Annotated in this window: 19 protein-coding genes; 12 read left to right on the plus strand and 7 right to left on the minus strand. The window is 61.1% G+C overall.

The window, feature by feature from the left end; translation table 11 throughout:
• Positions 1–11: 11 nt before the first annotated feature.
• From HNQ72_RS18090 to HNQ72_RS18145, 12 genes are all read left to right on the plus strand, one after another.
• Positions 12–1,559 carry an ABC transporter substrate-binding protein gene (locus HNQ72_RS18090; protein ID WP_183993907.1) on the plus strand — a complete coding sequence of 516 codons (1,548 nt, stop codon included), beginning with the start codon at positions 12–14 and terminating at the stop codon, positions 1,557–1,559.
• A 67-nt stretch (positions 1,560–1,626) separates the two neighbouring features.
• Positions 1,627–2,574 (plus strand): ABC transporter permease, encoded by a 948-nt coding sequence (locus HNQ72_RS18095; protein WP_183994423.1) that lies wholly within the window; start codon positions 1,627–1,629, stop codon positions 2,572–2,574.
• Positions 2,567–3,391: an ABC transporter permease gene (locus tag HNQ72_RS18100; RefSeq protein WP_183993909.1), complete on the plus strand. Its 825-nt coding sequence runs from the start codon at positions 2,567–2,569 to the stop codon at positions 3,389–3,391. Before HNQ72_RS18095 ends, HNQ72_RS18100 begins: the two co-directional genes overlap by 8 nt.
• 10 nt (positions 3,392–3,401) lie before the next feature.
• Entirely contained in the window at positions 3,402–5,033 is a 1,632-nt protein-coding gene (nikE, locus tag HNQ72_RS18105) for a nickel ABC transporter ATP-binding protein NikE (protein ID WP_183993911.1), read from the plus strand.
• A gap of 35 nt (positions 5,034–5,068) precedes the next feature.
• Positions 5,069–6,289 (plus strand): M20 family metallopeptidase, encoded by a 1,221-nt coding sequence (locus HNQ72_RS18110; protein ID WP_183993913.1) that lies wholly within the window; start codon positions 5,069–5,071, stop codon positions 6,287–6,289.
• 1 nt (position 6,290) lies between these two features.
• Positions 6,291–7,415 carry a M24 family metallopeptidase gene (locus tag HNQ72_RS18115; RefSeq protein ID WP_183993915.1) on the plus strand — a complete coding sequence of 375 codons (1,125 nt, stop codon included), beginning with the start codon at positions 6,291–6,293 and terminating at the stop codon, positions 7,413–7,415.
• 234 nt (positions 7,416–7,649) lie between these two features.
• Complete coding sequence (locus HNQ72_RS18120; RefSeq protein WP_183993917.1) at positions 7,650–8,423, plus strand: FadR/GntR family transcriptional regulator; 774 nt, start codon at positions 7,650–7,652, stop codon at positions 8,421–8,423.
• Between the two features lie 83 nt (positions 8,424–8,506).
• Positions 8,507–10,015, plus strand: coding sequence for an ABC transporter substrate-binding protein (locus tag HNQ72_RS18125; protein ID WP_183993919.1), 1,509 nt, complete (start codon positions 8,507–8,509; stop codon positions 10,013–10,015).
• A gap of 94 nt (positions 10,016–10,109) precedes the next feature.
• Positions 10,110–11,057 carry an ABC transporter permease gene (locus tag HNQ72_RS18130; protein WP_183826696.1) on the plus strand — a complete coding sequence of 316 codons (948 nt, stop codon included), beginning with the start codon at positions 10,110–10,112 and terminating at the stop codon, positions 11,055–11,057.
• A gap of 10 nt (positions 11,058–11,067) precedes the next feature.
• Positions 11,068–11,940, plus strand: a complete 873-nt coding sequence (locus HNQ72_RS18135) for an ABC transporter permease (protein ID WP_183993920.1) — start codon at positions 11,068–11,070, stop codon at positions 11,938–11,940.
• 39 nt (positions 11,941–11,979) lie between these two features.
• Positions 11,980–13,764, plus strand: a complete 1,785-nt coding sequence (locus HNQ72_RS18140; protein WP_183993922.1) for a gamma-glutamyltransferase family protein — start codon at positions 11,980–11,982, stop codon at positions 13,762–13,764.
• A 4-nt stretch (positions 13,765–13,768) separates the two neighbouring features.
• Positions 13,769–15,577, plus strand: a complete 1,809-nt coding sequence (locus tag HNQ72_RS18145; protein WP_183993924.1) for an ABC transporter ATP-binding protein — start codon at positions 13,769–13,771, stop codon at positions 15,575–15,577.
• 65 nt (positions 15,578–15,642) lie between these two features.
• On the opposite strand, the gene HNQ72_RS18150 is transcribed toward HNQ72_RS18145, so the two are convergent.
• From HNQ72_RS18150 to pxpB, 7 genes are all read right to left on the minus strand, one after another.
• The gene (locus tag HNQ72_RS18150) at positions 15,643–17,376 is read right to left on the minus strand and encodes a M14 family metallopeptidase (RefSeq protein ID WP_183993926.1); all 1,734 of its coding nucleotides are present in this window, start codon (positions 17,374–17,376) and stop codon (positions 15,643–15,645) included.
• A gap of 30 nt (positions 17,377–17,406) precedes the next feature.
• Positions 17,407–18,255: an ABC transporter permease gene (locus tag HNQ72_RS18155; protein ID WP_183993928.1), complete on the minus strand. Its 849-nt coding sequence runs from the start codon at positions 18,253–18,255 to the stop codon at positions 17,407–17,409.
• Positions 18,256–18,261: 6 nt separating this feature from the next.
• Positions 18,262–19,185 carry an ABC transporter permease gene (locus tag HNQ72_RS18160; protein ID WP_183993930.1) on the minus strand — a complete coding sequence of 308 codons (924 nt, stop codon included), beginning with the start codon at positions 19,183–19,185 and terminating at the stop codon, positions 18,262–18,264.
• A gap of 78 nt (positions 19,186–19,263) precedes the next feature.
• Positions 19,264–20,799: an ABC transporter substrate-binding protein gene (locus tag HNQ72_RS18165; protein WP_183993932.1), complete on the minus strand. Its 1,536-nt coding sequence runs from the start codon at positions 20,797–20,799 to the stop codon at positions 19,264–19,266.
• A gap of 58 nt (positions 20,800–20,857) precedes the next feature.
• Entirely contained in the window at positions 20,858–22,675 is a 1,818-nt protein-coding gene (locus HNQ72_RS18170) for an ABC transporter ATP-binding protein (RefSeq protein WP_183993934.1), read from the minus strand.
• Positions 22,672–24,438 (minus strand): acetyl/propionyl/methylcrotonyl-CoA carboxylase subunit alpha, encoded by a 1,767-nt coding sequence (locus HNQ72_RS18175; RefSeq protein WP_183993936.1) that lies wholly within the window; start codon positions 24,436–24,438, stop codon positions 22,672–22,674. The genes HNQ72_RS18170 and HNQ72_RS18175 overlap by 4 nt, the downstream gene beginning before the upstream one ends.
• On the minus strand, positions 24,435–26,036 hold the full coding sequence (gene pxpB / locus HNQ72_RS18180) for a 5-oxoprolinase subunit PxpB (RefSeq protein WP_183993938.1): 1,602 nt from the start codon (positions 26,034–26,036) through the stop codon (positions 24,435–24,437). The genes HNQ72_RS18175 and pxpB overlap by 4 nt, the downstream gene beginning before the upstream one ends.
• Between the last annotated feature and the right edge of the window lie 44 nt (positions 26,037–26,080).

A 26,080-nucleotide genomic window follows, 5' to 3' on the forward strand; every position in this document is an offset into this window, starting at 1 on the left:
GGAACTAAAACATGCTGGAAATGAAACGCCGCTTCTTCCTCGCTGGCACCGCCGCCATCCTCGCAGCACCTTCGATGAGCTTTGCGCAGGCAGCGCCGACCAAGGGCGGCACGCTGAAGATTTCCGTCGACCAGGCGGCAAGTGTCATCCATCCGCTGCTTACCCGCGTGAACCCGGAATATCTCGTTACCGAGCTGCTCTATAGCAACCTGACGCGCCTGCGCGTCGACATGTCCGTTGAGCCGGACCTGGCCGAAAGCTGGAGCGCCAACGATGCGCTGACCGAATGGACCTTCAAGCTGCGCACCGGCGTCACCTTCCATGATGGTTCGGCCTTCACCGCCAAGGATGTCGTCGCCACCTTCAAGGCAATCCTCGATCCCGCAACGGCTTCGCCCGGCCGCAACAATGTCGGCCCGATCGCCGATATCATCGCCGTCGACGATGCAACCGTGCTGTTCAAGCTGTCCGGCGCCTATGCCGACTTGCCTGTCTCGATGGCCTATACGAATGCCCGTATCATCCCGGCCGCCATCGCCACCGGCGACCTGAAGAGCCTCTCGACCAAGGCCGTCGGCACAGGCCCGTTCAAGCTCACCTCTTACGAGCCGGACCGCCTGATCGTCGTCGAGCGCAACGAAAAGTATTACGACCCGGCACGCCCTTACCTCGACCGCGTCGAAGTGCATGTCTTCCCGGACACGTCGGCTGAAAGCTCTGCACTGCTGTCCGGCGATATCGACGTCATCTCCACGATCCAGCCGCCGGAATTCATGCGCGTCGACGGCAATGACGGCATTACCACGCTGCGCACGCCGTCGGGCCAGTTCTGCAACATCAATTTCGGTTGCGACACCGCCCCGTTCAACGATCCCCGCGTTCGCAAGGCAATCGCGCTCACGGTCGATCGTGAAGCCATGGTCGGTTTCGTCACAGAAGGTTTCGGCACGATCGGCAACGACACGCCGCTCAACCCGTCCTACCAGTTCTTCAGCCAGGTGAAGCAGCGCGAGGCCAATATCGAAGAAGCCAAGAAGCTTCTCGCCGAAGCAGGTTTCCCGAACGGCCTCGAAGCAACTCTGATCGCTTCCGACCGCCCGGCCGTACGCACCCAGCTTGCCGTCGCACTGCGCGAAATGGCCAAGGAAGCGGGCATCACCATCAACGTCCAGACCATGCCGCATGCGACCTATCTGGAACAGGTATGGAAAAAGGGTTCGTTCTACGTCGGCTTCTACAACATGCAGCCGACCCCTGACGGCATCTTCAAGCTGCTCTACACGTCCGATGCAGCCTGGAACGAGACGCGCTGGAACAACAAGGCATTCGATGCTCTGGTTGCCGAAGCCCGCGGCACGACCGACGAAGCAAAGCGCACCGAGCTTTACACCAAGGCACAGGAAATCATGAACGAGGAAGTTCCCTCGATCATCCCGTCCTTCTTCGACGTTCTGGCCGCCAAGCGCAGCTGGGTCGAAGGTTTCGAAGCGCATCCGCGCGCCTCGGTCTTCCGTCTCGACTACGCTTCGCTGACCGACAAGGCACCGAAGCGCGGCTGATCCATCCGACCGCCAATATCGCCGGACGCCTCGGTGCGTCCGGCCCTCTTGACCAAGGAACACGCCCCTGTCTCCGAACTACATAGCCAAGCGGCTGGTGATGATCGTCTACACGCTCCTTGTCGTGTCACTCATCGTCTTCGCCATTACCCAGATCCTGCCAGCCGACGCTGCCGTTATGATGCTGGGCGAAAACGCCACCCCGGAAGCGCTCGACGCTTTGCGCCAGACCATGGGCCTCGATGCGCCGATCTGGCAGCAATATGCGACCTGGCTCTGGCATGTCGTGCAGGGTGATCTCGGCACCTCGTTGCGCACCGGCCAGCCGGTCGGGCCAGCCATGTTCGAAGCGCTCGGGCGCTCGCTGCTTCTGGCGTTCCTGTCGATCGGCCTGATGCTGATCCTTGCCATTCCGCTCGGCATCATCGCTGCGATCAGACGCGGCAAGATCGCCGATATGGTGGTGAGCCTGATCTCCTATGCCGGCGTCGCACTGCCCGAATTCGTCACGGCGACGATCGCCGTCCTTCTCTTCGCCGACTGGATGAAGTGGCTGCCGCCGACAGGCTATGTGCCGCTGACAGACAATTTCCTCGATGGCATTTCGCATCTCGTCCTGCCGGTCTGCGTCATCTCGATCATCCTGATCGCCCACGTTTCCCGCATGGTGCGCTCCGAACTCGTCGACGTGCTGCATACGGATTATATTCGCGCGGCAAGGCTGAAAGGCATGTCCCGCGGGCATGTGCTTCGCCGTCACGCGCTGCGCAACGCGCTTTTGCCGACCATCACCATCGTCGCGCTCGATGTCGGTTATCTTCTCGGTGGTGTCATCGTGGTGGAAGAGATCTTCGCCATTCCCGGCATTGGCCGTCAGCTGATCGTCGCCATCCAGGCGCGCGACCTGCCTGCCATCCAGGCCGGCGTTCTGATCATGGCCGCCACCTATTCGATCGTCAATTTCATCGCCGACATCCTCTATGCCTGGCTCGACAAGAGGATCCAGTATGACTGAGTTCATGAAACGTCTTCTGAAGACACCGCAGGGTGCAATCGGCACCTTCCTCGTGGTGCTGGTTCTGGCAATCGTCGTATTCGGCCCGATGGTAGCCCCTTACGATCCGGAAAAGCTGTCGCCGCTTGCCCGCTACAAGGGACCGAGCATGATGTACTGGCTCGGCACCGACCAATATGGCCGTGACATCTTCAGCCGCCTTCTGATCGGCGCCCGCGCCACCGTCGTCATGGCGGTTCTCGCCACCATCGCCGGCACGCTGATCGGCGCCCTGATCGGCACCGCTTCCGCCTTCCTCGGCGGCCGCGCCGACGAGCTGATCATGCGCACCATCGATGCCGTCATGTCGATCCCGAGCCTGCTTTTCGCGCTTCTCGTGGTCAATCTTCTCGGCTCCAGCACGGTCAATGCGCTGGTGGCCGTCGCCATCGCATTTGCCCCCGGCATGGCCCGCATTACCCGAAGCGTGGCGCTGTCGGTGCGCAAGCAGGACTATGTGAATGCGGCAATCGCCCGTGGCGAAAGCTCCGCCTACATCATCCGCCGCGAAATGCTGCCGAACGTGATCGCGCCGATCATCGTCGAGATGACCATCCGCGTCTCGTTTGCCGTGATGCTGTTTGCGACACTCTCCTTCCTCGGTCTCGGCGCACAGCCGCCGGCTGCCGAATGGGGCCTGATGGTCTCGGAAGCCCGCCGTTACATGCATCTTTCCGCCGGCATCCTGATCTGGCCAAGCGTGGCAATCGCCATCGTCGCCGTCGGCTTCAACCTTCTGGGCGACGGTCTCCGCGATGCCCTCAATCCGCGGACCTGAGGTGACACCCATGACCAACACCGAAAACACGCCGGTTCTCGCGATCGAGAACTATTCGCTGGATTACGGGACTGCCAACGGTCCGTATCATGCGTTGAAAAACATCGACCTCGCCATCAGTCGCGGCGAGATCCTCGGCCTCGTCGGCGAAAGCGGCTCGGGCAAGACATCGCTTGCATGGTCGATCATGCGCTATCTGCCGAAGAATGCCCGCGAACCGGGCGGGCGCATTCTGCTCGGCGGCGACAATCTTCTCGACAAGTCCGAGCGACAGATGGAGGCTATTCGCGGCCGGCGCATCAGCATGGTGTTCCAGGATCCGAGCACCTCGCTCAATCCGACGCTTTCGCTCGGCACACAGCTGGCAGAAGTCCTGATGCGCCATCGCGGTCTGAGCCGTCAGCAGGCATGGAAGGAGGGTGAGGAGCGGCTGGCCCATGTGGGCCTCAAGACGCCCGCGCAGATGATGAACCGCATGCCGCATGAAGTCTCCGGCGGCGAAAAGCAGCGCGTCGTCATCGCGTCGGCTTTTGCCTGCAACCCGGAATGCATCATCTTCGACGAACCGACCACGGCACTCGATGTGATCACCTCGCGCCAGATCCTCGACCTGTTCGTCGAGCTGCAGGCCGAGACGGGTGTCGCCTCGCTCTATATCTCCCATGACCTTGCGCTGGTGGCCCGTACTGCAAGCCGCGTCGCCGTCATCAAGCGCGGCGATATCGTCGAACAGGGCGCCGTCCGCGATATCTTCACCAATCCGCAGCAGGACTACACCCGCGAGCTGATCGACGCCGTTCCCGACCCGGCTCATCGTCTGGTGAAGGAAGATGTGGTCGTGGCCGAAAAGCCGCTGGTGAAGGTCGAGAATGTCAGCGTGCATTTCGGCCGCAAATCGTTTCTCGCGGCACTGACAGGCAAGAAGACCGACCGTGTGACCGGCAACAATGCGATTAGCCTCAGCGTCAATCCGGGCGAAATCCTCGGCATTGTCGGCGAGAGCGGTTCCGGCAAGTCGACGCTTGCCAAGGCCATGACCGGCCTCAACCGGTTCGAGGGCAAGATCTGGTTCGACGGACGCGAGATCAGGCATCTCGGCGATATGGACAATGCCTATCGCAAGGATGTGCAGATCATCTTCCAGCACCCGGATGCATCGCTCAATCCGCGCCAGAAAATCTTTGAAATTCTGTCGCGGCCGCTGAAACTTTTCGGTGACGGCAGCAATCTCGAAAAACAGGTCGGCGACATGCTGGAACAGGTGCGCCTGCCGCGCACCCATGCCAACCGTTATCCGCATCAGCTTTCCGGCGGCGAGAAACAGCGTGTGGCGATTGCGCGGGCCTTCGCATCGAAACCGAAACTGGTCATCTGCGACGAGATCACTTCGGCGCTCGATGTTTCGGTTCAGGCTTCCGTCGTGGAGTTGCTGCTGGAACTGCAGAAGGCGAGCGGCACGGCCTATCTCTTCATCACCCACGATCTCAACCTGATCCGCCAGATCGCCCATCGGATCGCCGTCATGTATCGCGGCGACCTGATCGAGGTGGTGAAGGCGGACGAGATCGATAGTCCCGAGCGGGCCGACTATACCCGCCGGCTGATCGAAGCGGTGCCACGCGCCGCGGCCCAATTTCAATGACCAATACCAGTGATAATGCATCAAGGAGCATGACAATGGACCCGAAGTCCCTGTTGGACCGGATCGACGAAAAGGCCTGCCTCGATTTCCTGTCGAAAATGGTCCAGCACAAAAGCCATTCGGAGACCGAAGGCGAGAAGGATCTCGCCCGCTGGATGGCCAAGGAACTGGAAAAGATCGGCGTAGAGGCCGAACTGCAGGCCTTCGATGACGGCAACCGCTTTAACACGATCGGCCGACTGAAGGGCACCGGTGGTGGCAAGAGCCTGCTGTTCAACGGCCATCTCGACACCAATCCGGTCACTGAAGGCTGGACGGTCGATCCCTATGCCGGTCTTGTCGACGACAACTTCATCTACGGCATCGGTGTTTCCAACATGAAGGCAGGCGATGCCGCCTATTTCTGCGCGGTGAAGACCCTGCTCGATGCCGGCGTCAAGCTGAAGGGCGATGTGGTCCTGACCTTCGTCGTCGGCGAATTGCAGGGTGGCGTCGGTACGCTGGCGGCAATCAAGAGCGGCGTGAAGGCCGACTATTTCATCAACAGCGAGCCGAGCGATCTCGTTGCCGTCACCATGCATGCGGCAGCACTCAGCTATGTCATCGAACTGACCGGCGACACTCGCCACTTGTCGAAGCGCGAGGAATCCGTCGATGCGATCGCAGCCGCCTGCGATATCATTCCGCGCATCAACGCGATGACCTTCAGCGGCGCCAAGAGCGATGAACATCGCTCGATCAACCGCGGCCATGTCGGCGTCGTTCATGGCGCGCTCGGCCGGGATTTCGCGGAATGGCGTCCGCCACAGGTAGCCGATTTCGTTCGCCTGCGCGGCTCGTTGCGTTATGCGCCGGGACAGACACAGGAAAGCGTGCTGGCTGACGTCGAAGCTGAACTGCGCCTGCTCGAAGGCCGCTTCCCCGGGCTTCAGGCCAAGCTGGTTCCGGATATGATCGAAGGCCGTCCGCTGATGCCACCCTTCGAGGTTTCGCCGGACAGCCGCATCGTCAAGTCGATCAATGCCGCTTACGAGGCCGTGCGCGGCGAAAAGCAGCCGACCGGTGCGATCACCCCGACACGTTTCTACGGCACCGATGCCGGGCATCTCTATCATGAGCTTGGCATGGAAGGCATCGTCTGCGGTCCGGGCGGTCGTTACAACACCATGCCCGACGAGCGCGTCGACATCGTCGACTTCCTCGACATGATCCGTGTCTACATGCTGACCATCCTCGACATCTGCGAGGTAGCATAAGATGTTCTCCCGGGCGGAATATGATCGACGCATCACTCTCGCCCGGGACGCCATGGCGGCTTCCGGCGCGGATCTACTGCTCGCCGACAGCGGCGAGTTGCTGGCATGGCTGACGGGTTATACCGTCTCCGAAACCATGTATCGCGCGGCCTTTTTGCCGCGCGAGGGGGAAGCCTGGTTTACCTTGCGCGCGCTCGACGAAGCGCCATGCCGTGAAAAGAGCTGGATCACCGACGTCGTCGGTTTTGCCGATACAGAGGAAGCGCAGGCGGCAGTCGCCGCAAGCATTCGCGACCATGGCTTCGGCACGGCGCGGATCGGCCTTGACACCAGTTCCTACAGCATGAGTGCTGCCACCTTCATGCGGTTGCAGGCGCTTCTGCCGGAGGTGACATTCGTGCCGATGCCGGGCCTGAGCGACAGCCTGCGCTGGGTGAAATCCGAGGCAGAGATTGCCGTTCTTGCACAGGCATCCGAAATTGCCGACAAGGCGATGGCGGAGATCGCAAGACAGGCAAAGCCCGGCATGACGACGCGCGATGCGGCCGCCATTGCATCGGGCGTGTTTCTGCGCGAGGGCGCCGATACCGGTGAGGTCGGTCCGGTGGTCAAGGCTTCCGGCAGCCATGAGTTTCTCCATGGCGTGTTCAAGACCGAGGCGATCGAGGAGGGCGACGTGTTGCATGTCGAGCTCATTCCGCGCGTCGGCAATTACGGCGCGCGGATGATGCGGCCGATCGTGGTCGGAAAGCCATCGGATGCGCTTGCGGCGGCAGCCGAGAAGCTGGTCGAATTGCAGAACCAGCAGATTGCAGCGATGAAACCCGGTGCGATCGCCAGCGATGTCGATGCGATCATGCGGCAGGGTGCGCTCGATGCCGGCCTGCGGCCGGTCTACGACAATGTCACCGCCTATACGCTCGGCCTTTACACCCGCACGCCGCGCACCAGCGATTTTTCCGGCACCTTCCTGCCGACATCCGACTGGCCGCTGGAGGAGGGCATGGTCTTCCATCTCTATGCCACGGCGCAAGGCCTAGGTTTCAGTGAAACCGTGGTGGTCGGCAAGCAGGGCGGTATTCGCCTGACGAAGTCGCCGCGCGTCATCATGCGCGCAACAGCCTGAAACAGCGCCTCCGGCACCAGTTCCAATATCCGCAACCTTCGCCGGCGCCTCACTCGAGATGCCGGCGTTTTGCTGTGCAAATGTAGCGGCAAGCTGAAGAATGGCCGGACCGAATAATCCTCCCTGCTTACATTTTGAGCGATGACGGCCAAAGCCTAAAAAATGGCTTGACGGGTGTGAGAAAAATCCTCCAAGATGAACCAATAGAGAATTGGTTCGACCAAATGGTGCGATTTGACCATAAGCCCTAACGACAATTCCAACTTCGCCTTGGCAAGGCTTCGCGAGTTCATCCGGAACAGCGAGGTGGCAAAGGACGGACGCCTTCCGACGGAGCGGGCCTTTGCGGAAACGCTGAATGTTGGCCGCCGGGCAGTCCGCCGTGCGCTTGAGGTTCTGGAAGCGGAAGGGCTGGTCTGGCGCCGTCAGGGAGCCGGAACCTTTTTAGGTGAAAAGCCGGATGGCTGGTCGGCACAGGTCGACGAACTGGTCGCCGGCACCGATTTCATGGAAATCATGGAAGTGCGCCTGCGCATCGAACCGCAACTCGCACAGCTTGCCGCCATGCGTGCCAAACCTTCCGAAATCGAGCGTATGCGGGCACTCGCCGAAAAGACCGGCCAGAGCACGGATGCCGACAGCAAGGAATTGTGGGACGGCTCGCTCCATCGCCAGATCGCCCAGAGCGCCGGCAATGGACTGTTCCTGTCGATCTTCGATGTTGTCAACCGCGTTCGCCAGGACGAGGCGTGGCAGTCCATCCGCGAACGCGCCCGGCGCACCGGAACCAATGGGCGAACCTCTTACGAACAGCACATGGCGATCGTCGATGCGATTGCCGCCCGGGATCCCGGCCGTGCGGGCGAAGCCATGCGCCAGCACCTTCTGATGCACCAGGAGCGGCTGATCCGCGCCACCTCACTTGAGTTTCTCGACGAAACCGCCGCGGCGGTATCGTCGCCCGATACGGAGGAAACCGATGGAGGCGACATCAGCGCCGCCTCGTGATCCGCCGACTGAAGACCGCCTGGCCCGTCGGGCCGGCCAACAAGAAAAATAACGTCAAAGATAGTCAGACCAGAGGATAGAACATGAAGAGAATTACCGCTTTGAGTGCGGCGCTGCTCGCCAGTGCCTTGATGGCCATGCCGGCCATGTCGTCTGAACTACGCATCGGTCTCAACGACGACGCGGACGTGCTGGATCCTGCCCAGTCGCGTACCTTTGTCGGCCGCATCGTCTATACCGCGATGTGCGACAAGCTTGTCGATATCGATCAGGACATGAAGGTCGTGCCGCAGCTGGCGACCGAATGGGCCTGGTCCGAAGAGGGCAAGGTTCTGACGATGAAGATCCGTGATGGCGTCAAGTTCCATGATGGCGAAGTGCTCGATGCAGCGGCGGTTGTCGCCACCATCGAACGCAACATGACCCTGCCGGAATCGCGCCGCAAGAGCGAGCTTTCCTCGGTCGCCAAGGTCGAGGCAACCGGCCCGCTGGAAGTCAAGTTCACGCTGAAATCCGCTGACGTAACGCTGCTTGCTCAGCTTTCCGATCGCGCCGGCATGATTGTTGCGCCGAAGGCTGCCAAGGAACTCGGCGCCAATTTCGGCTCCAAGCCGGTCTGCGCCGGCCCGTTCAAGTTCGTCGAGCGTATCCAGCAGGACCGTATCGTGCTGGAAAAATTTGCCGACTATTGGGACAAGGACAAGGTTCTGGTCGACAAGGTGACCTATCTGCCGATCCCCGACACGACGGTGAAGCTCGCCAACCTGCGTTCGGGCGATCTCGACATGGCCGAGCGTATTTCCGCTTCCGACGCGGAATCGGTGAAGAGTGATGCGAACCTCACCTATGCCGACGTGATTGGTCCGGGTTACATGGCGATGTATGTCAACATCGGCAACGGCCCGCGTGCGGACAACCCGCTCGGCAAGGACAAGCGCCTGCGCCAGGCATTTTCGCTGGCGATCGACCGCGAGGCGATCGGCCAGATCGTTTTCGAAGGCACGTCCAAGGCCGGCAACCAGCCGTTCCCGCCATCGAGCCCCTGGTTCGACAAGGATATTCCGGTTCCTGCGCGCGATGTCGAAAAGGCCAAGCAGCTGATGAAGGAAGCGGGCTATGAGAAGCTCGACATCGAGCTGCAGCATGCCAACAACACCACCCAGACCCAGATGATGCAGGTCATCCAGTCCATGGTGGCGGAGGCTGGCTTCAACGTCACGCTGAAGGCGACCGAGTTCGCCACGCTTCTTTCCGAACAGACCGCTGGCAACTATCAGCTGTCGCGCTCCGATTGGTCCGGCCGTATCGATCCGGACGGCAATATTCACCAGTTCGTCACCTGCAAGGGCGGCATCAACGACGTGAAGTATTGCAACCCGAAGGTCGACGAACTGCTCAACGCGGCTCGTGCTTCGACCGATGATGCGGTGCGCAAGGAAAAGTATGACGCGGCCATGGCGATCCTCGATGAGGACATGCCGATCATCTATCTGGGCCACCAGCCCTATGCCTATGCCCTTTCCAAAAAGGTCAAGGGCTGGGCACCGTCGCCGGACGGCATGATCCGCCTGCTCGGCGTTAGCAAGGACTGATCGCCGATTTCAGAAAGGTAGCCGCGCGGGGAAAATCCCCGTGCGGCGCTCAGACTGACCAATACCGAGACCTGGCCTGAACGAGGGCGATGCCATGCCTGTTTACATCGGCAAGCGACTGCTGGTCGCGATCCCGACGCTGCTGATCATTTCGATCTTCGTCTTTTCACTGCAGAAGCTTTTGCCCGGCGATCCGGTTCTCGCCATGGCCGGTGAAGAGCGCGATCCGGCAACGATCGAATTCCTGCGCGAGAAATATCGTCTCAACGATCCGATGCCGATCCAGTACCTCAACTGGCTGGGTGGCGTCGTGACGGGCGATTTCGGCATTTCGCTCAGAACCAACCAGCCGGTGCTGGAACTGATCGGGCAGAAACTGCCGGTCACCATCCAGCTTGCCGTCATGGCGATGTTCTTCGCGATGATCATCGGCATCCCGATCGGCATTCTGGCTGCGGTGAAGAAGAATACCTGGATCGACTACACCGCCAATATCGTGGCGCTTTCCGGCCTCTCCATCCCGAATTTCTGGCTCGGCATCATGCTGATCCTGCTTGTCTCGGTGCAGCTCGGATGGCTTCCGGCCTCCGGTTATGAATCGATCTTCGTCGATCCGGTCCGGTCCATCCAGACGATGATCATGCCCGCCTTCGTGCTCGGCAATGCGCTGGCCGCGACGCTGATGCGCCATACCCGCTCAGCCATGGTCGCGGTTTTAAGCTCCGACTACATCCGCACCGCCCGCGCAAAGGGGCTGTCGCCACGCGAGATCATCCTGTCGCACAGTTTCCGCAATGCCCTTCTGCCGGTCATCACGCTTCTGGCGCTGCTCTTCGGTGAGCTGCTTGCCGGTGCCGTGTTGACCGAACAGATCTTCACCATTCCGGGCTTCGGCAAGATGACCGTCGATGCCGTGTTCACCCGCGATTATGCCGTCGTCCAGGGCATCGTGCTCTGCACTGCCGTCGGCTTCATCCTGATGAACCTTCTCGCCGACATTGCCTATGTCCTGCTCAATCCGCGCCTCAGGGCGACTATCTGAGGACGACGATATGACCGCCATCAATTCGACCATTCCCGTTCCGGCCAAGCGACAGCAGAGCCGCGCCTGGAAGAAGATGAAGCGCAACAGGTCGGCGCTTGCCGGCCTGATCATCGTGCTGTTCTTTGCCATTCTCGCCGTTACGGCTCCGATCCTGCCGATTGCCGATCCGATCGCCACAAGCTGGGGGGCGATCCGCAAGGCACCGTCGGCCGCCCATTGGCTCGGCACAGACGATCTCGGCCGCGACATCCTCTCGCGGATGATCTATGGCGCGCAGGCCTCGCTGATGGCCGGCGTCGTCTCGGTTCTGATCGCCGTGGTGATCGGCGTGCCCTTTGGCCTGATCGCCGGTTATTTCGGTGGCTGGGTCGACATGGTGATTTCACGCGTCACCGAGGCTCTGCTCGCCATGCCCTTCCTGATTATGGCGATCGCGCTTGCCGCCTTTCTCGGCCCTAGCTTGACCAATGCGATGATCGCCATCGGTCTTTCGGCCATGCCGATCTTCGTGCGGTTGACCCGCGGCCAGGTGCTTGCGGTCAAGACGGAGGACTATGTCGAGGGCGCCCGTTCGATAGGCCTGAACCATTTCGACATCATGACCCGCTACATCCTGCCCAATGTCTTTGCGCCGATCATCGTCCAGGCGACCCTGACGGTGGCGACCGCGATCATTGCGGAAGCGAGCCTTTCCTTCCTCGGACTGGGCCAGCAGGCACCAGCGCCGAGCTGGGGTTCGATGCTCAATACCGCCAAGAACTTTCTGAGCCAGGCACCGTGGATGACCATGTGGCCCGGTATCGCAATCTTCCTCGTCGTCATCGGGTTCAATCTGCTTGGCGACGGCCTGCGCGACGCACTCGATCCTCGTGAAGCCTAAGACTGGGCGAAGCCTGAAATCTCATAGGGAATTCCAAGAATGTCCGATTTTACCACTCGCCCCGAAATCCTCGGCACCTTCGGCGTCGTCACCTCGACGCATTGGATCGCGTCCGCCGTCGGCATGGCCATCCTCGAAAAGGGCGGCAATGCCTTTGACGCGGCGGTCGCCACCGGCTTCGTTCTGCAGATCGTCGAGCCGCATCTTTGCGGTCCGGGCGGCGACATGCCGGCCGTCTTTTATTCCAAGAAGACCGACAAGGTGGAAGTCATCTGCGCGCAAGGACCGGCACCGGCGGATGCCACGATCGAGCATTATACGTCCGAGGGCCTGAAACTGATCCCCGGCGACGGGTTGCTCGCCACCGTTATCCCCGGCGCCTTCGATGGCTGGATGCTGATGCTGCGCGACTACGGCACGATGAGCGTCCGCGAAGTGCTGGAGCCGGCGATCTACTATGCCGAATACGGCCACCCGACGCTGCCGCGCGTATCGAACACGATCAAGGGTCTCGCCGAATTCTTCAAAAAGGAATGGCCGACCTCCTACGAGACCTGGCTGCCGGGTGGTTCTGCACCCGAAGCGCATGCCAATTTCAGGAACCCGGTTCTTGCCGAGACCTACAAGCGCATCATCACCGAAGCGGAAGCCAGGACTGGTCGCGAAAATCAGGTTGAGGCGGCGCGTGACGCCTTCTATCGCGGCTTCGTTGCGGAAACGATCGATACCTACCTCAAGACCGCCGAAGTCATGGATGCGAGTGGCTCCAAGCACAAGGGTGTCTTGACCGCTGAGGACATGGCGAACTGGAGCGCCACCGTCGAAGCGCCGCAGACGCTGGATTATCAGGACTGGACGATCGCCAAGACGCCGGCCTGGGGGCAGGGGCCTGTACTTCTTCAGTCGCTCGCATTGCTGAAGGGTTTCGACCTTGCCGCCATGGACCCGTCCGGCCCGGATTTCGTCCACACGATCGTCGAGGCGATGAAGCTCGCTTATGCCGACCGCGAGGTCTATTACGGCGACCCGGAATTCGGCCAGATCCCGACCGAATATCTCCTGTCGGAAGGCTATAATGCTGAGCGCCGCAAGCTGATCGGATCGACGGCCTCGCTCGAGCTTCGCCCCGGCACGGTGCCGGGCTACGAGCGCCAGGTCGACGCGACGATGGCGATGCTGGCAGAGATGAGTGGCACGGGTACGGTCTATGAACCGACCATGTCTCACCTGACCGAAAAGCGCGGCGATACCGTCCATATCGACGTCATCGACCGCTGGGGCAATATGGTTTCGACCACCCCATCAGGCGGCTGGCTGCAGTCCTCGCCGATCGTGCCGGGTCTCGGTTTTGCGCTCAATTCCCGCGCACAGATGTTTTGGTTGAAGGACGGCCTGCCGACCTCGCTTGCACCGGGCAAGCGTCCGCGCACGACGCTCACGCCCTCGCTGGCACTGCATCAGGGCAAGCCCTCGATGGTCTTCGGCACGCCGGGCGGCGATCAGCAGGACCAGTGGCAGCTGCCGTTTTTCCTGCGTTACGCCCATCACGGCAAGAATTTGCAGGCGGCGATCGACATGCCGCTGTTCCACACCTCGCATTTTCCGGGGTCCTTCTATCCGCGCACCAGCTCGCCGGGCGAAATCATGGTCGAAAGCACGATCGGCGAGGCAACGCTCGAAGAGCTTCGCCGCCGGGGTCACAAGGTGAAGGTCGCAGAGGCCTGGTCGGTAGGTCGTCTGACGGCTGCCCGTCGTGATGCCGATGGCCTGCTGCGTGCCGCTGCAACCCCGCGCCTGATGCAGGCCTATGCGATAGGACGATGACACCATGACCAAGCCCGTCCTGTCTGTCAGGAACCTATCGACCTCCTTTCTGGTCGATGGCCAATGGAAGAGTGTTGTGCGCAACATGTCCTTCGATGTCGCGCCGGGCGAAACCGTCGCCATCGTCGGCGAAAGTGGTTCCGGCAAATCCGTGACCTCCTTGTCGCTGATGCGGCTGCTGGCGCCCGCCACCAGCCGCATCGAAGGCGAGGTCATGCTGAACGGCCGCAATCTTCTCGCGCTCTCCGAAAAGGAGATGCGGGCGGTGCGCGGTAACGAGGTCTCGATGATCTTCCAGGAGCCGATGACCTCGCTCAACCCGATCTTCACCATCGGCCGGCAGATCTCCGAAGTGCTGATCCGCCACAAGGCGATGTCCAAGACCGAAGCGCGTGCGGAAACCATCCGGCTTCTCGAAAAGGTGCGCATCCCGAACGCCGCCGGTCGTTTCGACGAATATCCGCACCAGTTTTCCGGCGGCATGCGCCAGCGCGTGATGATCGCCATGGCGCTCGCCTCCCGCCCGAAGCTTCTGATTGCCGACGAACCCACGACCGCGCTCGACGTGACCATCCAGGGGCAGATCCTCGACCTGATCAAGGTTCTGCAGGAAGAGGAGGGCATGTCCGTGCTCTTCATCACCCACGACATGGGCGTCGTTGCCGAAATTGCCGACCGCACCATCGTCATGTTCCGCGGCGACGAGGTGGAGACCGGCCCGACGGAAGAGATTTTTCACCGGGGCAAGCACCCCTATACGCGGGCGCTTCTTTCGGCGGTGCCGAAGCTTGGCTCGATGCAGGGCCATGATTGGCCGACACGGTTTCCGGTTCTCGATGCCGAAACGGGCAAGCCGGCCGAACCTGTGGAAGTGGCCGATACAGTCGTGCTTTCCAAGCGGCCGGTTCTGGAGGTGAAGAACCTCGTCACCCGCTTCGCGATCCGCTCGGGTCTGTGGTCGCGCCAGACGGGGGCCGTGCATGCCGTGGAGAACGTCTCCTTCGATCTCTTCCAGGGCGAGACGCTATCACTGGTCGGCGAATCCGGCTGCGGCAAGTCGACGACCGGCCGCTCGATCATGCGCCTTGTCGAGCCGACAGGAGGCGAGGTCGCGCTCGACGGCTACGACGTCATGCGGCTCGACACGATGGGCCTGCGGCAGATGCGAAAGTCGGTGCAGATGATCTTCCAGGATCCGTTTTCCTCGCTCAATCCGCGCATGACGGTGGGGACGGCTATTTCGGAACCCTTCATCAAGCACCGTCTGGGGACGGCGAAAGAGGCGAAGGAAAAGACGGCTGATCTGCTCGAAAAGGTCGGCCTTTCCGCTGACATGGCGAGCCGTTATCCGCATGAATTCTCCGGTGGCCAGCGCCAGCGTATCGCCATTGCCCGCGCGCTTGCGCTCGATCCGAAGGTGATCGTTGCCGACGAGAGTGTCTCGGCGCTCGACGTGTCTATCAAGGCGCAGGTCTGCAACCTGCTTCTCGATCTGCAGCAGAGCCTCAACCTCGCCTTCCTCTTCATCAGTCATGACATGGCGGTGGTCGAGCGGGTCAGCCATCGTGTGGCGGTGATGTATCTTGGCGAGATCGTCGAAATCGGGCCGCGTGCGGCGGTCTTCGACAATCCGCAGCATCCCTATACGAAAAAGCTGATGTCGGCAGTGCCGGTGCCCGATCCGTCGCGCCGCGGCATTCGCCGTGGCATTTCCAACGACGAGCTGAAAAGCCCGGTGCGGGCAATGGGTTATGAGCCGCCGAAGCGGGAATATAGGGAAGTGTCAGCGGGGCATATGGTGCAGGTCGGCTAACTAGACGACCTGATAATGCTGCTGCATTGGCATCAGGAGGCCGGTCAGGCCTCCTGCTTGTTTTGTCAGACAGAAGCCTTCGATTGCAGCATCTGCCAGGAATCATACGCGGAAATCACCGTTTCCATCTGCGCTGTGTGGCCGGTGATGAAATCGTCGCCGTAGATCGTTTCATCCGGATATTCGGTGATCAGCGTCAAAGGCACGGTGTGGCGGTCGTCGATCGAGGACAGGCAGGGGAAACCGTTGATGATGCGGAAGCCGGTCTCGCCGGCATGGGTTTCGTAAAGCGCGATCTGGCGGTTGTTATAGTCCAGAATGCCCGGAATAGAGCCAAGGTGGCGGGTGACGTGGTCGAGCATGGCTTCGGCCTGCTCGGTCCAGCCGGCATGGTGGCGCATGACTAGGAAAAAGCCTTTTGGCAGCGTCCACATGGCGAAATTGCGCGGCACGTAACCGGAAAGCGGGCGCGTCCATTCATGTGACGGGTAGCCGTGCAGGTTCACATGCAGCTTTGCGCCGCTGATCTCCTGCGCCGCGAACCGGATGGCCTTTTCGTTCAGGTGCTCGCCGGAATTTTCGCGCGTACGATATTCGAGGTCGTCACCCAGAGCGGTGTAACGGGCGGCGTGGTGCATGTGGCGTGGATTGTCGACGCGCAGGCGCTGGTGCAGTGCATAACCATCGGGGTTTTCCAGAGGCGAAATGGTGAAATGCGCATTGGCGCGTTCTTTCAGCGTACGGGCCGCACGAATGGCGCCGACGATGCCGGTCGTCTCGTTGGAGTGCTGGCCGCCGCTGATCATCACGGCGGCGTCGCTGCCCTTGACGTAGCGTGCGGAAAGAACGCGGCCGGAGCGGGAATTGGCGGAAAACTCTTCGCCGCCGATTTCCGCCAGCAGCTTTGCCATTTGGCTGGCTGCCGGTGGTTCGGTCGCAGTATCGATTGCCTGTTCCTTGCCATCGAGGAAACCGGTCGTCAGCGGACGGGTTTCGACGCGAATGCTGATTTCGCCAGTGCTTTTGACGATCTCGGGTACGATCTGGCCCGGCTTCAGGCCACGGTCGCCGAGCGGACGGCCGGACTTCTTCTGGAAAAATTCGAGCAGCGAGAAGTAAAAATCTTCGTGCAGCGCTTCGCGCAGGCTCACCACCTCATCGCCGACCGGCAGTTCCATGTCTTCAGCCGGATGCGAAACGCGGATGTTCAGCTCTTCGAAATAGGGTTCTGTCGAACCCCAGTCATAACCGGCCACAGCGTCGATCGCGCCATGGAACAGGTGCTCGTAATCCGTCTCCAGAAGCTTGCCCGTCGCATCGCCTTCTGCGCGATACCAGCCGGTTGGCGAGACATTGGTTTCACCAACAACATCTTCATGCACGCGGTTCGGCACGAGCACTTTCAGCGTTTCGGTCTGGCCGTTGCGGGTCAGCGTTACATCATAAAAGAATTCGCCGTCCTCGCGGGCGATGAAGTCGATCTTTGCGTCACCGACAAGCGATGCCAGCGGGTAGGCTTCGAGGCGAAAACGGTTGGCCGGGGCATTGGAATGCACCGGATAACGCACTTGGATGGCGGTGACGCCGGCAAGGTCGATTTCTTCAAGGAAGGTGAAGAGAAGCGGCTTGTAGGCGCTGCGGATGCGGGCGGTGATGCCCTTGTCCTTCAGCGCCTGTTCGGCTTCGCGGCGGCTTTTCGTGTCGTCGAATGTCCAGGCTTCGAATGACAGGTCCGGCTTGGCTCCCATGACCAGAGTTTCAAGAGTACGCTCGATTGAAGTCTCGAAGATCGTGGTCATGGTGTCATGCCTTGCTATGTATCGAAAAGTTTATCTGGAGGTGCGGCCGGTCGGGTCGAGGCTGTCGCGCAGCCAGTCGCCGAGCAGGTTGAGGCCGAGCACGGTCAAGAGGATGGCGAGACCCGGGAAGACGCTGACCCACCATGCGGTCTGCAGATAGGTGCGGCCGTCGGCCAGCATGCCGCCCCAGCTCGGGATGGTCGGATCGACGCCGAGGCCGAGGAAGGTCAGGCTGCTTTCCAGCAGGATATTGTTGGCGACATTGAGCGTCATCAACACGATTACCGGGCCGATCAGGTTCGGCAGCAGGTGCTGGAAGATGATGCGCCAGTCCTTCACACCGATCGCACGCGCCGAGAGGATGAATTCGCGCTCACGCAACGTCAGGACGGAGCCGCGCACGAGGCGGGCATATTGCACCCATTGCGACACGATCAGCAGAATGATCGTGTTGGTGAGGCTACCGCCGACGATGGCGATGAAGGTGATAGCCAGCAGGATGAACGGCATGGCGAGCTGCAGGTCGGCAAAGCGCATGACCAGCATATCCCAGAAGCCACGGTAATAACCGGCGATCAGGCCGACCACCACACCGAAGATGACGGCGCCGATGACCGAGGTGAAACCGACCAGAAGCGAAATTTTGCCGCCGGCAACGACACGGGCCAGCACGTCACGCCCAAGCGGATCGGTGCCGAACGGATGCGCGGCTGAAGCAAACGGCTTTGCCAGACGCGCCATCAGGTCGATCTTGTCTGCACCGCCGGGAAACAAGACGTCGGAGAACAGGACGGCAAGGCAGATGATGACAGTCAGCGAAATGCCGAGAATGAATTCCAGGTTCGCGAAGCGCGACAGGCGGGAGGTTTTGGAAGCCATGGTCGGTTACTCCGTCCGGATGCGCGGGTCGACGAGGCCATAGGCGATGTCGACCAGAAGGTTGATGCCGACGATCATCAGCGAAAGTACGGTGATGACGGCCTGAAGCACCGGGAAGTCGCGAGCGCCGACGGCGTCGAAGGCAAGCGTACCCATGCCCGGCCAGTTGAAGACGCGCTCGATGACGACGATGCCGCCGAGCAGGCCGCCGAACTGCAGGCCAAAATAGGTGATCAGCGGAATGGCGCAGTTGCGCAGCGCGTGCTTGTAGAGAACCTTGTTTTCGGAAAGCCCCTTGGCGCGGGCGACCATGATGTACTGTGATTGCAGGGTTTCCAGCATCGAGGTGCGCACGAGGCGGACATTGGTCGCGGTCAGGATGACACCCATGGTGACGGCCGGCATGACATAGCTTGCCCAGCCCGACATGCCGCTTGGCGGCAGCCAGCCGAGCGTGATGGCAAACAGCAGGACGAGCATGGTTGCCAGCCAGAAATTCGGGAAGGAGAGGCCGATCAGCGAGAAGATACGGATCGCCTGGTCGGCAGCCTTGCCACGCGAGGTGGCGGCCTTGATGCCGAGCGGGATCGACAGCGCGATCGACACGAACATCGAGATGAAGGCGAGAAGCAGCGTTGCCGGCAAGGCATGGCCGATCAGCAGCGAGACCGATGTGCCGCCGGAAAAGCTGCGGCCGAAATCGAGCGTGACCAGCCCCTTGAGAAAGTTGAGATATTGCACGAAGAACGGCTGGTCGGTTCCGAGCGCTGCACGAATGCGCGCAAGGTCGTCCTCCGTCATGCTGCCGCCGCCCTGAAACATCGTCACTGCCGGATCACCGGTCAGGCGAATGGCGAAAGAGACGACGAGTGTGATGGCGATAACGACGAAGATCGCCTGTAGCAGTCGCTTGATGAGGAAACCGGCCAAGTTCTAGTTCCTAAAAGAGAAGTCCAGCTTCGCCCGCAAGGCGGGCGAAGCGATTTGACGGAAAAGTCGCCGCGAAAACTATTCGACGGTAACGTCGGTCAGCTTCATGCGGTTGTCCGGGGGGGCGATGAAGCCCTTGACCCGCTTGTTGATGCCGAAGATGGCGTTGGTGTTGTAGAGCGGCAGTTCCAGCGCGCGTTCGGATGCATAGGCACCGACTTCCTTGAGGATCTTTTCGCGCTCGGCACGGTCGGTCAGCGGACGCTGGGATTCCAGCAGCTTGTCCAGCTTCTCGTCCTTGTCGTAGGGGTTCCACTTTTCACCCGAATGGTACATCGAATACGCCGTGTTGTCGTAATCGAAGGTCCAGCCGCCCCATTTCTGCTGGAACATCGCGCCGGTCTTGCCCTGCGGGATGATGTCGTTCAGCAGAACGTTGGTTTCGTAAGGCTTGATCGTGGCGGTGATGCCGACCATCGACAGATAGCTGGAAATGACCTGTGCAACTTCGTTCATCGTCGCGTCATTGCCGCGAATGTCGATCTGCAGCGTTGCACCAGCCTTCACGCCGGCTTCCGCCAGCAGCTTCTTGGCACCAGCCGGATCATAGGGGATCGCCTTCAGGTCCGGATCGAAGCCGAAGGAAAGCGCGCTCTGGAAGCTGGTGATCTCGGAGGCCTGGCCCGCGAGGATCGACTTGACGATCGTGGCGCGGTCGACTGCCATGATGATCGCCTTGCGCACCTTCGGATCGGCGGTGATGCCGTCGCGGGTGTTGAAGCGCAGCGCGTCGACGGTCGGGCCGGGAACGGAAACGATCTCGAGCTTGTCGTCGCCCTGGATGACCGGCAGCATGCCGATCGGAATGGTCGGCGGGATCACGAGATCGACGCGGCCGGCCTGCAGTTCGGCAACAGCGGTCGCCGGCTCGGCGATGAAGCGATATTCCAGCTCGGAAAGCTTCGGCGCGCCACCCCAGTAATCCGGATTGGCTTCCAGCTTGATGTTGACCTTCGGCTGGTAGGCGACGAACTTGAACGGACCAGTGCCGACCGGGTTGAGGTTGAAATTGTCCTCACCCTTTTCCGTGATGTATTTCGGCGGAACAATCATCGCGCCATAACCGGCGAGCTTGGTCAAGAGGACCGGATCCGGTGCCTTCAGCTTCATGTCGACCGTGTAGTCGTCGATGACCTCGACGCTATCGATGGCGATGTAGTTGGAACGCTGCGGACCCTTGGCACCCTGTTCGCCGAGAAGGCGCTCGAAGGTGAACTTGACCGCTGCGGCGTTGAAGTCTTCGCCATTGTGGAATTTCACGCCCTGACGAAGCTTGAAGCGGATGCGCTTACCTTCGTCCAGTTCTTCCCAGCTTTCGGCAAGGCCCGGTACGAGCTTCAGGTCCGGACCGCGATAGGTGAGGCCGTCAAAGATGTTGGTGGCAACGGCTGCCCACTGAACGAGGAACGTGTCGATCGGATCCCAGCTGCCCGGATCCTGCGGCGACGAGATGGTCATCTTGCCGGCGGCAAAGGCTGGTGCGGCGGAAAGTGCGGTGCCGGCGAGAGCGAAAGCCACGAAGGCCGACGCCAGTCCCCTTTTGAACGTTGTCATTACCTGTTTCCTCTTCAGATGCTTTGCGATTGTGTCGCGGTTTATGATCCGGGTTTCCTCAGGCGCTTTTTGCGATGAAATGTCCCGGATTGATTTCCTCGTGGGAAAGGATGGCCGGCTCGTCGCCGACGCGACGGACGGGGTTCGGAATTTCGCCCTCGATCAGCGCCGTGTTGCGCGGTGCCGTCGGATCGGCAACCGGAACGGCGGAGAGAAGGCGGCGGGTATAGTCATGGCTCGGGTTTTCGAACACTTGTTGGCGCGAGCCCATTTCCATGATCTGGCCGAGATAGAGCACGGCGACACGGTGGCTCATCTTTTCGACAACGGCCATGTCGTGGCTGATGAACAGATAGGCCAAGCCGCGCTCAGCCTGCAGGTCCATGAACAGATTGATGATCTGCGCCTGAATGGACACGTCGAGCGCCGACAGCGCCTCGTCGGCGATGATCAGCTTCGGGTCCGAAGCGAGCGCGCGGGCGATGCAGACACGCTGGCGCTGGCCGCCGGAAAACTCGTGCGGATAACGCGAGGCAACCGAAGACGGCAGGCCGACGCGCTCCAAGAGTTCATCGACGCGGCGCTGGACTGCCTTGCCGTCGTTGATCAGGCCGTGGGTGTTGATCGGCTCGGCGATGGAAAAACCGACCGTCTTGCGCGGATCGAGCGAGGCAAAGGGGTCCTGAAAGATATACTGGACTTCCTGGCGCATACGAAAACGCTCGGCCGCCGACATGGACGAATAGGTGCGGCCGTTGAATGCAATCTCGCCGCCCATGGAAGATTGCAGCTGCTGGATGGTGCGTCCGATCGTGGACTTGCCAGAGCCGGACTCGCCCACCAGCGCCAGCGTCTCACCCGGATGGATGTCGAAGCTCACGTTCTGCACGGCACTGCAACGATGCGTCGCCTTGCCGAAAAGGTTCTTCTTGATATCGAAGCGGACCAGCAGATCCTTGACCGACAGAAGCGGTTTTTCGTCGTATTTGGCAGTGTTCTGCACACGCTCTTCACCGACCACGGTCGGCTCGCCATCCTGAAGAACGGTCAGCGGCATGCGCTTCGGAAACTCTTCGCCGGTCATGCTGCCAAGTTTCGGCACAGCGGAAAGAAGCGTGCGGGTATAGGGATGCTGCGGGTTGGCGAAAATCTCGTTGACCGGACCTTCCTCGACCTTCTTGCCCTTCCACATGACGACGACATGGTCGGCCATTTCGGCAACCACGCCCATGTCATGGGTGATGAATACCATGCCCATGCCGAGCGTCTTCTGCAGGTCGCGCATGATGTTGAGGATCTGCGCCTGAATGGTGACATCGAGGGCGGTGGTCGGCTCGTCGGCGATCAGCAGTTTGGGGCGACAGGCAAGCGCCATGGCGATCATCACACGCTGGCGCATGCCGCCGGAAAGCTGGTGGGGGAAACGGTGCAGAAGCTGGCCGGAGTCCGGCAGGCGCACCATGTCGAGCAGGCGCTGGGCTTCCGCCATGGCCGCGGACTTGCCGAGCTTTTCGTGCAGCATCAGAACTTCGCAGATCTGGTCGCCAATGGTGAAAACCGGGTTGAGCGAGGTCATCGGCTCCTGGAAGATCATGGCGATCTCCTTGCCACGGATCGACCGCATCTCTTTCTGGCTGGCCTTCAGCAGGTCCTTGTCGTTGAACAGGATGCGGCCGGTCGCGTATTTTGCGCCCATCATGTCGGCAAGCCGCATGGTCGACAGCGAGGTGACCGACTTGCCCGAACCGGATTCACCGACAACGGCCACCGTCTTGCCGGCCTCGACCGTGAACGACAGGTCGTCGACAACGCGGCTGGAACCGAATTCGACGCTGAGATTTTCGACCGACAGAAGCGGTTTGTTGGTTGCGCTCATGTCCGTGTCTCCGGCTTGGTCTGTTCGGTCGTTGAGTTTTTGTCGCTGGCGATGCGGGCGATGATGGCGCCGGCGGTCTGGGAGGAACCGGCTTCGGCTAGGATGCTGATGGTGCCGGAAACCGGTGCTGTGACCGCCGTTTCCATCTTCATCACGTCCATCATTGCCAGAACTTCACCTTTTTCGACAAGTGCGCCATCGGAAACATTCCAGTGAACGAGAAGGCCGGGCACGGGTGCGGTTACCGCTCCGGCATCGTTCTTTTCGCTTTTCGTGTCACTGTTGGAGGCCGATGAAAGCGGGCCAAGCAGGCGCAAAAATGCATCCGGAATGCCGATTTCCACGCGCTTTCCGTCGATCTCGACATGGCCGCGCAGAAGGCCGGCGCTCGCTGCCGTGACAGGACGGCTTGCAGCCTCCAGCGTTTCGGCAAAATCGGTTTCGATCCAGCGGGTGTGAACACGAAAATCCCTGGCGAAATCGTCATGCGCGATGACGGCGCGATGGAAGGGCAGCACGGACGGCACACCTTCGATGACAAATTCATCCAGCGCGCGGCGGGCGCGGGCGATCGCCTGCTCGCGGTTGGCGCCCCAGACGATCAGCTTGGCCGAGAGCGAGTCGAACATCGGCGGAATGGTCGAGCCGGTGACGACGCCGGAATCCAGACGCACACCGGGGCCGGAAGGCGCAGCGAATTTGGAAATATCACCGGCGGACGGCAAAAAGCCACGGCCGGGATCCTCCATGTTGATGCGGAATTCGATCGCATGGCCGCGCGGTTCCAGCATTGCCGTCACGCTGACGGCCAAACCTTCGGCGATGCGGAACTGTTCGATGACGAGATCGAGACCGGTCGTCTCTTCCGTCACCGGGTGTTCCACCTGCAGGCGGGTATTGACCTCGAGGAAGGAAATCACGCCATCGGCGCTGAGCAGGAATTCCACCGTGCCCGCGCCGGTGTACCCGGCTTCCGCGCAGATGTCGCGCGCAGCGGAGTGAATCTTTTCGCGCTGTTCATCGGAGAGGAAAGGAGCAGGTGCTTCCTCGACAAGTTTCTGGTTGCGACGCTGCAAAGAGCAATCGCGGGTTCCCACCACCAGAACATTGCCGAGACGGTCCGCCAGCACCTGCGCCTCGATATGCCGCGGGCGGTCGAGAAATTGCTCGACATAACATTCACCGCGACCAAAGGCGGCCACCGCTTCACGCGTGGCCGATGAAAACAGTTCTTCGACTTCACCGAGTTCGCGGGCGATCTTCAAGCCGCGACCACCACCACCGTGCGCCGCCTTGATGGCGATCGGGAGGCCGAATTTCTTTGCGAAAGCCAGCGCCTCGGCGGGCGAGGAAATCGCACCATCCGAGCCGGCAACCAGAGGCGCGCCAACCTTCTGGGCAATTGCGCGGGCATTCAGCTTGTCACCGAGCGCCTCGATGACATCAGGATCGGGACCGATCCAGATGAGCCCGGCATCGATGACAGCCTGCGCAAACTCGCTGCGTTCCGAGAGAAAACCATAACCGGGATGCACGGCATCGGCACCTGACCGCTTGGCAATGGCGATCAGCTTGTCGATATCGAGATAGCTGTCCTTAGGCGTCACGCCGTTCAGCGCATAGGCCTCGTCGGCTAGCCTCACGAACAGCGCGTCGGCATCGGCATCGGCGTAAACGGCGACCGAGGTCAGGCCGTAATCCTTGCAGGCCCGGATGATCCGCACCGCGATCTCGCCGCGGTTTGCTATCAGAACCTTCTTCATGGGCATTTTCCTGGAATGAAACGGGGCGCGAAACGGCTGACCGCGTTGAAGCGGATTTTTGCGCCGACAGGTATCTGGCCGGCGAGATCGAGATGATGGCCGGCAACATTGGCGATGACCGGATAACCGCCGGTCAGCGGATGATCGGCAAGGAACAGCACGGGCTGGCCGCTGGCCGGAACCTGCAGCGCTCCGCGCACGGTTGCCTCACTCGGCAGTTCGCCGTGGTTGGCGCGTTCCAGCGCATCACCCGACAGGCGGATGCCGACACGGCTGGATTGCGGTGTGACCGACCATTCCTGGCTCAAGAAGCTTGCGACGGCGGCGTCGGTGAACCAGTCGGTGCGCGGGCCCATGACCACATCCAGCACGACCGTTTCGTCGGCGCCCGGCATGGCAAAGGCCGGTTCTTCCGATGATACGAGTGCGTTTGCCGAAGCGGGCAGAATGGCGATGGTATCGCCGGCAACAAGGGCTGCGGGGCCAATCTGCGCCAGCGTATCGGTGGCGGCGCTGCCGAGAACTGGCGCGACATCGAAACCGCCGCGCAGGGCAAGATAGGAACGCATGCCGGCTGTCGGCGCGCCGAGAGACACCACATCGCCGTCATCCAGCGCGATTGCGCTGTGATGCGCGGCTGAATTTTTTGTGCCGTTGGCGTCGGCAATGCTGATCGGTGTCGTGGCGCCCGTCACGGCCATGACGCCTTGTCCGCGCATGCGAAAGGTGACGCCGCCGAGGGCGATCTCAAGCGCCGGGGTGTTGGCCGCATTGCCGACAAGACGGTTGGCGGCCTTGAAACCTGCCCGGTCGGCGGCGCCGGAAACGCTGATGCCCTGGCTGGCCTGTCCGGCGCGGCCCAAATCCTGAAAAACGACCGGCAGGCCGACGGAGATGATCTCGATTGCCGAAGCGGCATTTTTCGAGGTGGCCGTCACGGGTCTGTCGGTGAACGTGTTCGACGCCTTGATCTCGTAGGCCGCACCCTTTGCCATGTCACGGAATTTGATGCGGCTGCCCGGCTGCAAAAGTGAGGCCGGCGTGCGGTCGATATCGAACATCGCGAGCGGCGTCGTGCCGATCAGCTGCCATCCGCCCGGGCTGGTTTTCGGATAGATGCCGCTGAATTCACCGGCGAGACCGACAGCACCGGCCGGAACTTTCGTGCGCGGAGACTTACGGCGCGGCACGGTAAGGCGCGGATCGCCGCCCGAGAGATAGGCAAAACCGGGTGCAAAACCGGTGAAGGCGGCGACATAATCGCTCTCGCCATGCAGGCGAATGACGTCTTCGACGCTGATGCCGAGAATGCCGGCAACTTCGGCCAGATCCTCGCCGTCATAACGAACCGGAATCTCGACCAGCGCACCGGATGCGGCCTTGCGTTCGCCACCGGCCAGAGCAGTGACTGCATCGATCAATGCGTCGTCGGAGATCGTGTAAGGATCGAAGGAGACGAGCAGCGTGCGTGCCGCCGGAATGATTTCGGTAATGCCTTCGACCGGATTGTTTTCCAGCGCGTCGAAAAGCGCCAGCGCCTCACCGAGATCGGCCAGTTCCACGAGAATACAATCGCCACGCACCGGCAGGATGCGCATTGATGTGTCTCGGGAGGAGGTGAGGGCGACGGACTGCATGATGG

Source organism: Aliirhizobium wenxiniae (assembly GCF_014201355.1).
In the GTDB taxonomy this organism is placed as follows: Bacteria; Pseudomonadota; Alphaproteobacteria; order Rhizobiales; family Rhizobiaceae; genus Neorhizobium; species Neorhizobium wenxiniae.